Annotated in this window: 11 protein-coding genes, 1 pseudogene and 1 riboswitch; all 12 genes and pseudogenes read left to right on the top strand. The window is 46.1% G+C overall.

Features of this window, described 5'->3' with window-relative positions; translation table 11 throughout:
• Positions 1-244 (top strand): hypothetical protein (locus ACIFQM_RS00400; protein WP_430047076.1); only part of this gene is annotated, 244 nt, incomplete at its 5' end.
• Between the two features lie 238 nt (positions 245-482).
• Complete coding sequence (locus ACIFQM_RS00395) at positions 483-1,586, top strand: hypothetical protein (protein WP_430047077.1); 1,104 nt, start codon at positions 483-485, stop codon at positions 1,584-1,586.
• A 177-nt stretch (positions 1,587-1,763) separates the two neighbouring features.
• A complete protein-coding gene (locus ACIFQM_RS00390; protein WP_430043095.1) occupies positions 1,764-3,353 on the top strand; it encodes an acyl-CoA synthetase in 1,590 nt (529 codons plus the stop codon).
• Positions 3,354-3,399: 46 nt separating this feature from the next.
• Entirely contained in the window at positions 3,400-4,632 is a 1,233-nt protein-coding gene (locus tag ACIFQM_RS00385) for an aminopeptidase (RefSeq protein WP_430047080.1), read from the top strand.
• A gap of 217 nt (positions 4,633-4,849) precedes the next feature.
• A complete protein-coding gene (locus ACIFQM_RS00380; protein ID WP_430043100.1) occupies positions 4,850-5,437 on the top strand; it encodes a TetR/AcrR family transcriptional regulator in 588 nt (195 codons plus the stop codon).
• 45 nt (positions 5,438-5,482) lie between these two features.
• Positions 5,483-6,106, top strand: a complete 624-nt coding sequence (locus tag ACIFQM_RS00375) for an HXXEE domain-containing protein (RefSeq protein ID WP_430047082.1) — start codon at positions 5,483-5,485, stop codon at positions 6,104-6,106.
• 123 nt (positions 6,107-6,229) lie between these two features.
• Entirely contained in the window at positions 6,230-6,973 is a 744-nt protein-coding gene (locus ACIFQM_RS00370; RefSeq protein ID WP_430064749.1) for a DUF4309 domain-containing protein, read from the top strand.
• 210 nt (positions 6,974-7,183) lie between these two features.
• On the top strand, positions 7,184-7,771 hold the full coding sequence (locus ACIFQM_RS00365; protein ID WP_430043104.1) for a sulfurtransferase TusA family protein: 588 nt from the start codon (positions 7,184-7,186) through the stop codon (positions 7,769-7,771).
• Positions 7,768-8,589, top strand: a pseudogene (locus ACIFQM_RS00360) (MBL fold metallo-hydrolase); the annotation flags it as partial. The gene ACIFQM_RS00365 and the pseudogene ACIFQM_RS00360, both read left to right, overlap by 4 nt.
• Positions 8,590-8,684: 95 nt before the next feature.
• Positions 8,685-9,479 carry a sulfite exporter TauE/SafE family protein gene (locus ACIFQM_RS00355; RefSeq protein WP_430064747.1) on the top strand — a complete coding sequence of 265 codons (795 nt, stop codon included), beginning with the start codon at positions 8,685-8,687 and terminating at the stop codon, positions 9,477-9,479.
• Between the two features lie 33 nt (positions 9,480-9,512).
• On the top strand, positions 9,513-10,001 hold the full coding sequence (locus ACIFQM_RS00350; RefSeq protein ID WP_430043106.1) for a DsrE/DsrF/DrsH-like family protein: 489 nt from the start codon (positions 9,513-9,515) through the stop codon (positions 9,999-10,001).
• Between the two features lie 76 nt (positions 10,002-10,077).
• A complete protein-coding gene (locus ACIFQM_RS00345; RefSeq protein ID WP_044645886.1) occupies positions 10,078-10,344 on the top strand; it encodes a metal-sensitive transcriptional regulator in 267 nt (88 codons plus the stop codon).
• A gap of 186 nt (positions 10,345-10,530) precedes the next feature.
• A riboswitch (TPP riboswitch) is annotated at positions 10,531-10,640 on the top strand.
• The last annotated feature ends 29 nt before the right edge of the window (positions 10,641-10,669 follow it).

The following is a 10,669-nucleotide window of genomic DNA, read 5'->3' as shown; positions in this document are numbered from 1 at the left end:
GGAGGAAGATATTGGGCGAATTGTACAAGCGGTCAAGGATAGCGTGAACGAGCTGCGCAAAGGGGGATTTTTACCGGACACGCCCCCGAATGGGAACGGCCCGGGTCCGGGCAAGCAATCTTTACCTGTAACCGTACCTCCAGAGGCTGAAGCAGTGGGCGTTCCAGAAACCGTTATTGCGCTGACTCCGGATCAAAAGCAACTCTGGTTTGCCTCTGTCTCGGAACGAAGTGACTCTCAATAAATAAGACCACCCAAGAACTGAATGAGAAACTTTTCACCCTGGGAGTGCTTCCCCGCAATTCATAAGCCACGCATGCAAAATGTCAGGTCCTTATCACAGGGCCTGGCATTTTTAGTATGCCTAGCTTCGCCACGTCGAGGCAGATCATTTTGGTGCTGGTGTTGGAGCGTCGTTTATGGTTATCATAGACGAAGGTATGAATCTATCGTTTATATTCAGACACAAAAGGAGATACAAGATGGCTGAACCTTTAAAAAATATGTACACAGAGGATTTTCTTCGCCTGTTCGGTGAAAGAGTACAAACGGCGTATAGCTCATTTGATACCCAGGGATTTATCCATCAAGTCATGGACCAGACGTGGAATGAGCTGGAGCTAAAAGCCCGGATGCGTCGGATTTCGCTAACATTGGGAACGTTCTTGCCAAGTCGTTATGAAGATGCCTTGGCTATCCTTTTTGCCATTGACGAGCATTGCAGGGGTTTCCCGTACCTATTCTTTCCGGATTTTGTGGAGGTGTATGGACAGGGAGAAGAACACTGGACGCTTTCCATGGAAGCGCTGGAGCGTTTCACCCGGAAGTCATCTGCGGAGTTTGCCGTGAGACCCTTCCTGCTGCGTGAACCGGAACGAATGATGCGCCAGATGACGGTCTGGGCGGGGCACCCGAGCGAGCACGTTCGCCGTCTTGCCAGCGAAGGCTGTCGTCCACGGCTGCCGTGGGGGCAAGCGTTACCTATATTTAAGCGCGATCCTGCTCCGGTATTGGCCTTGCTGGAGCTGTTGAAAGCCGATCCCTCACTGTATGTACGTAAAAGTGTAGCCAACAACCTGAACGACATCGCCAAGGACCATCCCGAAACGGTCATTGCAACAGCTCAACGCTGGAAAGGCTCGCATCCCGACACCGACTGGATCGTACGTCACGGCTGTAGATCTCTGATTCGCAAGTCCAGCCCCGAGGTAATGGCGCTGTTTGGCTATGCCGAAGAAACGAACGAGTCCCCGTTAGTCACGGAAGCATCTTTTACCGCCGATCCGGCTGTGTTGAAGCTCGGGAATAGCTGTGAGCTGAGCTACGCGCTTCAACTTCGGGAAGGAGACCCGGTGCGAGTTCGCATCCAATATGGCATCGACTTTGTAAAGGCAAGAGGACAAGTCTCGCGTAAATTATTTCTGCTTTCCGACAAAACCGTTCCCGGAGGAACTCGTCTTGCAGGTATGCGGACACACCGTTTTGCAGAACTGACGACCCGCCGACATTATCCGGGCGCACACCGTATTATACTGCTGGTAAACGGACAAGAAGTGGCTTCTACATTAGTGGAGCTTCAGTTTTAAAAGCTCTATAGCAGCAGAGAGAAGGAGTCTGAAACCAGGCTCTTTCTTTTTGTCGTTCGCTTCTACGGACTTTGTTTTTCCAAAAAAATAATTCTGGATTTAGAACCTGGTACTAGGACGTGTTATAATAAGATTATATCGTAGCTTTCATCTTATGTATAAAGGGGAATGTACAATTTGACAGATCAACAGCAATGGCTTGCGCCTGAATATTACAATATGACTGCGGAAATGGAGCACCATGACGCTGGCAAAGCAGCAATCAAGTGGTTAAGCGAAACAGGAGACTACGAGGAAATTACCTATGGTGAGCTGCTCAAAAAGGCTAATCGACTGGCAGGAGGGCTCGCAGGACTGGGATTTAACAAAGGAGACCGGGTTCTGGTCATAGTACCACGTCGCATTATTGCGTATGTGATTTACCTGGCATGCTTAAAGCTGGGACTTGCCGTCATTCCTTCTTCCGAAATGCTGCGGGCCAAGGATATTGCCTATCGACTTCGCCATTCGGAAGCGCGCGGGGTGATTGCTTGGACCGGAGTTACTGGTGAGGTGAACAAAGTAGACGGGGATTTGCCTTCCCTAGATTACCGTATCGCGGTTTCCAGCGACGACACGGTAGCCGAACCCGGTTGGCTGGCGCTGAATGAGCTGATGGCAGGACAGGAAGATACCTTTGAAGCTGTGAAAACACACCGGGATGACATGGCAATTCTGGCCTATACCTCCGGGACCACAGGAAACCCAAAGGGTGTCGTACATAGCCACGGCTGGGGATATGCCCATCTGCGAATTACATCCCCATGGCTGGATATCCAAGCCTCGGATACGGTATGGGCTACAGCTGCGCCAGGCTGGCAAAAATGGATTTGGAGTCCGTTTTTATCCGTACTGGGCAATGGAGCGACTGGATTCGTATATCATGGTTCGTTTCGTCCGGGTCGATATTTACAGCTCATGCAGCAGTACGGAATTCAAGTGTTGTGCTGTACCCCGACGGAATACCGGATTATGGCGAAAGCAGACGGTCTGGATCAATATGATCTGTCCCAATTGCGCAGCGCAGTTTCTGCGGGAGAACCTCTTAATCAGGAGGTCATTAACAAGTTTCAGGATCAGTTCAACATTACGATTCGTGACGGTTACGGCCAGACGGAAAGCACTTTGATTATCGGTAATTTGAAGGACGCACCTTTGCGCACAGGTTCAATGGGAAAATCCATTGCGCCAGGACTGGTTGAGATCGTAGACGAGGACGGTGTTCCGCTGGCTCCGGGCCAAGTGGGCGATATTGCAGTGCGTGCTGATCTGCCGGCATTATTCCATACGTATTACCTGGATCCAGAGCGCAAAGGGGTCAGTGTCCATGGAGACTATTTTGTTACAGGAGACCGGGCGCGCAAGGACGAGGATGGATACTTCTGGTTTGAAGGACGCGGTGACGACATCATTATTAGCTCCGGTTATACCATCGGTCCCTTCGAAGTGGAGGAAGCGCTCATGAAGCATGACTCTGTACAGGAGTGTGCTGCCGTAGCCAGTCCTGACGAAATCCGGGGACATATTGTAAAAGCCTACGTTGTACTCAAAGCCGGAGTAGAAGGATCACCGGAGTTGGTGAAGGAACTGCAACATCATGTAAAAGCATCGACAGCACCTTACAAGTATCCACGAAAAATAGAGTTTATTCAGGAGCTTCCCAAAACCAGCTCGGGTAAGATAAGAAGAGTGGAGCTGCGTGAACTGGAGAAGCAGTCTGTACTGTAATTGTAGATTGTAAATATCATGAAATGCGGAACAGGAGCGTGGGAAAATGAGTTCATTTGAAGCATTGCTGGAGCAATATGCAGAGCTTGTCGTAAAAGTAGGGGTCAACATCCAGCCCGGACAGGTGTTTTTGGTCACTGCACCACTGGAAACCGTCGAATTTACGCGGCTGATTGTTAGCAAAGCCTATGAAGCAGGGGCCAAATATGTGCAGGTGGAGTTCGAGGACGATCAGATTACGCGCAGCCGTTTTGAGCATGGTGACGAAGCCAGCTTTGATTACTATCCAGCTTGGAAGGCAGAAATGATGGAGAAATTCGCCGAAGAGGGTGGAGCCACGCTAACGATTAAGGTGCCGAACCCTGATCTGTACCAAGGCATTGATCCGCAACACGTTTCTCGTGCGACAAAGGCGGCGGCTACGGCGAGAGAAGGCTATGCTCACTATACGCGGAATGCTAAGATTAGCTGGTGTTTGATTAAAGCACCGACGAAGGCTTGGGCCGATAAAGTATTTGCCGATGTAGCAGAGAAGGACCGCATTCGAGTCATGTGGGATACAATCTTCCAAATGAATCGTGTAGACGGCTCTGATCCTATTCAAAATTGGCAGGGCCATCTAAATAATCTCAAACAGCTACAAAATAAGCTGAATCATAAAAACTATAAAAGTCTACACTATCGCGCACCCGGAACAGATTTGAGAATCGAACTGGCCGAAAGACACATTTGGCGCGGAGGCGGTGGTGAAAACGCCCAAGGAATTTATACCGTGGCTAATATGCCGACAGAAGAAGTGTTCACAATGCCTAAACGTACAGGTGTAAATGGTTATGTCACCAGCACGATGCCGTTAAATTTGAACGGACAGCTGGTGGATCGCATCACATTTACCTTTAAGGATGGCAAAGTTACCAAATATACAGCAGAATCCGGTGAGCAGCATTTGACGAATTTGTTGGCTACGGATGAAGGGGCCAGCTATTTGGGTGAAGTTGCGCTGGTGCCGCACGATTCACCGATTTCCAATCTCAATCGGATCTTTTACAACACAGGGATTGATGAAAATGCCTCCTGTCACTTGGCGCTCGGCAGTGCGTATCCGTTTAACCTCGAAAAAGGAACACAAATGAACCGGGAAGAGCTGCTCCAGAACGGTGCCAATGTCAGCCTGACCCATGTTGACTTTATGATCGGCTCGGCTGAGCTGGATATTGACGGCGAGCTACAAGACGGCAGTACAGAGGCTGTGTTCCGCAAAGGAAATTGGGCGATTTAAACCTATTCTCAATCTCGATTAAAGCAACCCGCAAGCGATCTTATTCGTTTGCGGGTTTTTGTATATGCTAAATATCAAACTGCGCTTGTATTGCAAAATATAAAGTGCTAAACTGAGTTCAAACATAAATTTAAACTATGTTTAAAATATTGTTTTAGTTTTATAATTCTGGCCTATTCAATCTACTTTGAATGGACTAGTTAAGAGGAGGATAACCATGAATCATGCAGACAAAAAACAACAAACCAAGGAAAAAATATTACACGCTGCGCTTGAATTCATTAAAAAGGAAGGCTTCGAGGCCGTTACAATCAGGAAAATTGCCGACCTGTCGACCACCAATATTTCTCTGGTTAATTACTATTTTGGCTCTAAGGAAAATCTGCTCAGTGAAGCCATTGAGGTGATATTAAGTGGATTTCAGCACACCTTTTCTATTTTGGACCATACAGCGATCCCACCCCAAGATCGACTGAAACAATTTTTGTTTGATTATTTACAGGTCATTCGGCAATACCCGGAGCTTCTCTCACGCGTCATTGTCATGGGCAGCACGCCCTTCGCATCCCAACAGGAATACGGAAGGTTTTTAAACATGATGGGATTCCCCAAGGTGCAAAGTACGATCAAGGAGCTTACTGGTGAGCAACAGCCAGAACGATTGCTAGCGATGATGCTGCAAATATTCGGGGCTATTTTTCTTCCCGCATTAATGAGCCCGATTCTTGAATCTGGAACGGCTGTGGAAATGCCTTCAATCGAGGAACAATTAAACCTGTTGTTTGATAGATATTTTGATAAATGAGGATTTTGCAAAATGCTCAAATAATAAATGACTGGAGTGAATACTATGAATCTTCTGAGAAAATACTGGCAGGACGCAGGGGCGATCATCGGTGTGGTCGTATGTTTTGGTTTATTTATGAACAGAGCCATTTTTTCGGATATAACGGGAATGCTATGGTTAAGCTTTGTTGCCATCCTTTTTCATCAATTTGAGGAGTATCGCTGGCCTGGATATTTTGCCGGTTTGTTTAACAACGTCATGTTTAAAAGTGAAGCCCCAGATCGCTACCCCTTAAACACCCAATCAGCCATGATTATTAATGTGGTGATTGCCTATGTGTTTTATTTACTTCCGGTATTATTTCCACACGTGATATGGCTTGGACTCGCACCTGTTTTTATGGGCTTTTTCCAGGTAGTCTGGCACGGCATTGTGAATATAAAAGCAAAAACCTTATATAACCCTGGCTTGTTTACGGCAGTATTCCTGCATGTTCCAGTTGGAATCTGGTACATTCACGATATATTGAAGTACAATGCACCGACCCTAACAGACTGGATCTGGGGGACGATCTACTTTACTCTTGCTGTATATATATTCATAATAAAAGGGAATATATGGTTGAAAAACAGTAATTCTCCCTACCCTTTTTCTAAACAACAGCTAGGATCGTACGATCGTAAATAGTGTATGTTGGATGATCCTCAATGTCCTTGTTTACAAGTTGGAAATAAGTAGAGGTATTCTGGAAATGTGGTTCGGTTACACTTGGTTTGTACCTCATTGAAACAAGGAAAGAGTGATCTCATGATGAAACATTCATATCAACCACATGAACCAAAAAAGCTGCCCTATAAGCTAATCACAGCTACCGCTTTGATGGCTATAAGTTTCGCTGCCATCACCGGATGCGGTAATAGCGGAGAAGCAAAATCAACTGCTCCAATTACGGAAGGTGCGGTTGCACCATCTACCAATTCTTCGGTACAGCAAACGGACGATAATAGTAAGAGTGCAGCAGATTCCAAAGATACCGGAAAGGGGTCTGAGCAAGGCTCAGCTTCGGCCCGTCAGTCATCTGCCAGCAGTGCAGCGCCATCCAATGCCCTAACTAATAACAAACACAGTTTCTCAGCAAGCATACTCAATGAAGCCAAGCAGGGGACGCTTCCGAATTTGCCCAAGGGTCTTGGTTTGGGAACGGGCAGTGATCTTTTGTTCGAGCTGTGGGGTAAATCCGAGTCAGGCTCTACTGGCCATCTGCGGAGCTATGCCAAGCATCATACGGAAATTGTATTGGATGGAAGCGATAAAGTTACGGAGATTACATCATCCGATCCATCTTATACAAAGCTGCTCATCAACCAAGTCTTTAAAGAACTGGGTAAGCCGACCGAAACGAATTATACCTCCAAAGACGTACCCAGTACCGCTGAAGCCAGTTATACGATCAAAAATGCTTCCGGGCTGGATCAGTATCTAGTATTTTCTTATCAGACAAAAACACAAAAAATCAACTATGTCAGATTGTATTTTAACTCGATGACACCATAATTGGATAATAAATAAGAGTCGCTTCCGTAACCATCCTGGAGGCGACTTATTTGTCTGAGCAATTGCTATTACATTTTCATGCTCGCTGGGATCATGCATGGCCTAGGTTGACAAATAGTATGTTATTCGCTATTCTAATACCCATAGGGGTATACGTATAATAGAAATTAGATTACATTCCCCTCAAAAAAATAAGCGGAGGTATGTACAATGTCATCAATTAATATCCAAGCAGATCAAATTCTGGATTGTAAAGGACTTGCTTGTCCCATGCCCATTGTCAAAACGAAAAAAGCTATGAATGAGCTCAATGCCGGGCAGGTTATTGAAATTCAAGCCACGGACAAAGGCTCATTAGCCGATTTACAGAGTTGGGCCCAAAACACCGGACATCAATATTTGGGCACTCTTCAATCGGGAGATGTCATGCAGCATTATTTACGTAAATCCAATCCCGATGAAACGAAGCAAGAACAGACCTTTCCATGGACAATAAGCCACGAAGAATTGCAGACGAAACTATCCGCAAACGAGAAAATAACGTTGCTGGATGTCCGTGAACCCGCGGAATTTGCTTTCAAACGTATCCCTGGCTCAAAATCCATTCCTCTTGGAGAACTGGAAAGCAGACTCGGTGAGCTAAATGTAGATGGCGAAATCGTAGTGATTTGCCGAACTGGAATCCGTAGTGATCTGGCCTGCCAGCAATTAGCAGCCAAAGGCGCCCAAAACGTCAAAAATGTGCTTTTAGGCATATCCGCATGGACAGGTGCGACTGAGGGGAGCAAAACCATATGACTACGACAACAGGAATCAGCGCCATGACAGCGCAGGAATTGACTAAAATCATTTTAAATAATGAACATCTCTTTATCGTAGATGTCCGTAACGAAAGTGATTTTAACAATTGGAAGGTGGAGGGCGAACAGATTGAGATTATCAACCTTCCGTATTTCGATTTACTGGATGACGTTGACCATGTACTGGAGCAAATTCCGGATAATGAACCAGTACTAGTCATCTGCGCCAAGGAAGGGTCTTCTATATTTGTCGCAGAACAGTTGGTTGCAGCCGGCCGGACCCAACTATTTTACCTTCAAGGAGGGATGAAAAGCTGGAGTGAATATCTGGAGCCTGTCAAAGTCGCTGAACTCCAGAATGGCGGAGAACTATTTCAATTCGTTCGAATCGGCAAAGGCTGTCTTTCCTACATGATCATTTCCGAAGGAGAAGCGGCTGTCGTGGATACACTGCGGATGACGGATGTTTTCGAACAATTTGCCCGCGAAAAAGGAGCCCAAATCACACATACAATAGACACTCATCTACATGCAGATCATATCTCGGGAGGCAAAAAGCTGGCAGAGAGCGTAGGGGCAACCTACTGGCTACCATCCAAAGACGCTGAAGAGCTGACTTTTGATTATGCCAAACTGGAAGATGGCCATGCCATTACGGTTGGTAACACAACGATTAACATCCAGCCAGTGTACTCTCCTGGTCATACCATCGGCAGCACATCCCTCATTGTGGATCAGCAATTTCTGCTGACCGGAGACATTTTGTTCATTCAATCCATTGGCCGTCCTGATTTGGCGGGGAAAGCGGAGGATTGGGCATGGGGAAAATAACACCAACGGAAGAAGAACAACAAGACATGGAAATGGGGCCTAACCGCTGTGCCATACATGACAACTAAAGTAGGTGCATGATGGATATATTTCTGTATGGAGTTATGGTGCTTCTGGGTCTGATCGGATCATTCTTTTCCGGTTTGCTGGGTATAGGCGGAGCCATTATCAATTATCCGTTATTGCTTTTTGTCCCGACTGGCTTGGATGTAGCGCATTTTTCGGCGCAAGAAGTGTCCACGATTAGCATGTTTCAGGTCTTCTTTGCTTCATTGGCGGGGGTATTAGCCTTTCGCAGTAAAAAAGACGAGCCTCCCCTTGTGCATAAGGGACTTGTCTTGTATATGGGCACAAGCATTATGCTTGGAAGTCTGATCGGCGGAATGGTGTCTCATTTTCTGGATGAACAGGTGATCAATATCATTTACGGGGTGCTGGCGATGATCGCCGTCGTACTCATGCTTATACCAAATAAAGGGGGATCCGAACAATCCACAAGCGAAATTACGTTTAACAAATGGATCGCGGTGGGGTCCGCCTTTTTGGTCGGTATCGTATCAGGCGTCGTAGGGGCAGGAGGGGCATTCATTTTAATTCCCATTATGTTAACCGTGCTCAAGATTCCTACCCGAACGACCATTGCATCCTCACTCGCTATTGTGTTCATTTCCACCATTGGCGGTGTGATTGGCAAAATATCAAGGGGCCATATTCCGGTTATCGTAACTACTTTTACGGTATTGGGGAGTTTGATCGGCGCACCTCTGGGTTCCAAATGGAGTGCGAAAATCAATCCAGTTATTTTGCGATACAGTTTAGTGGTATTGATCCTTCTTACTGCCATTAAGATTTGGAGTTCCATATTAGGAGTTTAAATAAGAAAGTTGTAGTGAAAAGGAGCATACAGGATGAATCAGGAACATACTCAGCAAAAAACAACCATCGTATTATTCAGCGGGGAGCTGGATAAGGCTATCGCTGCATTTATTATCGCGAATGGTGCGGCAGCTTACGACCATGAAGTGACCATCTTCTTTACGTTTTGGGGGCTAAATACGCTGCGTAAGGAGGAACTCGTACGCACGAATAAGGGACTACTCGAAAAAGCCTTTGGTTGGATGATGCCGCGCGGACCCCAAAAGCTTGCATTATCCAACATGAATTTTGCAGGACTCGGACCGCAGATGATCAAGCATGTCATGAAAAAGCATAATGCGCTTTCCCTTCCTCAGCTTATTGAGCTGGCGCAAGAGCAGGGGATCAAGCTGGTGGCCTGTACTATGACCATGGATCTGCTAGGACTGCAACAGGGAGAGCTGATGGACGGTTTGGAATATGCCGGAGTAGCTGCCTACCTGGGGGATGCTTCGCAGGGCAAGGTAAATCTATTCATTTAGGGTGTCCTAATTATTTTTTTGGTTTATAATATACCTATACATGTATATGATTAAATCAAAAAGGAGTCTATACCTTATGGATTACAATTATAGTGATGAACTGAAAACGCGCCTGAGAAGAATTGAGGGTCAGGTGCGTGGGGTGCTTCGTTTAATGGATGAAGGACAGTCCTGCAAGGACGTAGTAAGCCAGTTATCTGCCGTACGCAACGCATCCGATAAAGCGATTGCCCAAATCGTAGCAGAGAATCTGCAACGTTGTATATTGGAAGAGCAAGAAGCTGGTGGAGATACAGATAAACTTGTTAAGGAAGCGATTCAGCTCCTCGTAAAAAGCCGTTAAGGAGGTCATTTTCGGTCAATTGCTGGAAAGACAACACGAGCTTGATCCGAAGCAAGAAACGCTTATGGTATGCAGAAGCATAATTTTTTTTCTTAGGGCAATATTATTTCAAAAATTATTGCCCTCTATACATAAGGAATACTGGACATAAGCGCCTAAATTTCGATTAAAATAAACACGATTTTTTAAAAATATAACGGGAGCCTGTGGAAGCAGTCTGAGAGTACGACTAAACCGTCGTAGACCGTGTGAACCTGTTGGATAATGCCAGCGTAGGGATATAAGTGCATACATATGTATAAGCCCACGCCTGTTGATTAACCAT

Origin of the sequence: Paenibacillus sp. NRS-1782, assembly GCF_050467685.1 — a bacterium.
In the GTDB taxonomy this organism is placed as follows: Bacteria; Bacillota; Bacilli; order Paenibacillales; family Paenibacillaceae; genus Paenibacillus; species Paenibacillus terrae_A.
Note: the sequence above shows the minus strand (reverse complement) of the source record. Positions and strands in the feature narration are given on the sequence as shown.

Bases quoted from the DNA above. Each gene is read 5' to 3' on its own strand.
- ACIFQM_RS00345 (WP_044645886.1), top strand. From the start codon at position 10,078: ATGGATTACAATTATAGTGATGAACTGAAAACGCGCCTGAGAAGAATT.
- ACIFQM_RS00350 (WP_430043106.1), top strand. From the start codon at position 9,513: ATGAATCAGGAACATACTCAGCAAAAAACAACCATCGTATTATTCAGC.
- ACIFQM_RS00370 (WP_430064749.1), top strand. From the start codon at position 6,230: ATGAAACATTCATATCAACCACATGAACCAAAAAAGCTGCCCTATAAG.
- ACIFQM_RS00395 (WP_430047077.1), top strand. From the start codon at position 483: ATGGCTGAACCTTTAAAAAATATGTACACAGAGGATTTTCTTCGCCTG.
- ACIFQM_RS00385 (WP_430047080.1), top strand. From the start codon at position 3,400: ATGAGTTCATTTGAAGCATTGCTGGAGCAATATGCAGAGCTTGTCGTA.
- ACIFQM_RS00365 (WP_430043104.1), top strand. From the start codon at position 7,184: ATGTCATCAATTAATATCCAAGCAGATCAAATTCTGGATTGTAAAGGA.
- ACIFQM_RS00355 (WP_430064747.1), top strand. From the start codon at position 8,685: ATGGATATATTTCTGTATGGAGTTATGGTGCTTCTGGGTCTGATCGGA.
- ACIFQM_RS00375 (WP_430047082.1), top strand. From the start codon at position 5,483: ATGAATCTTCTGAGAAAATACTGGCAGGACGCAGGGGCGATCATCGGT.
- ACIFQM_RS00380 (WP_430043100.1), top strand. From the start codon at position 4,850: ATGAATCATGCAGACAAAAAACAACAAACCAAGGAAAAAATATTACAC.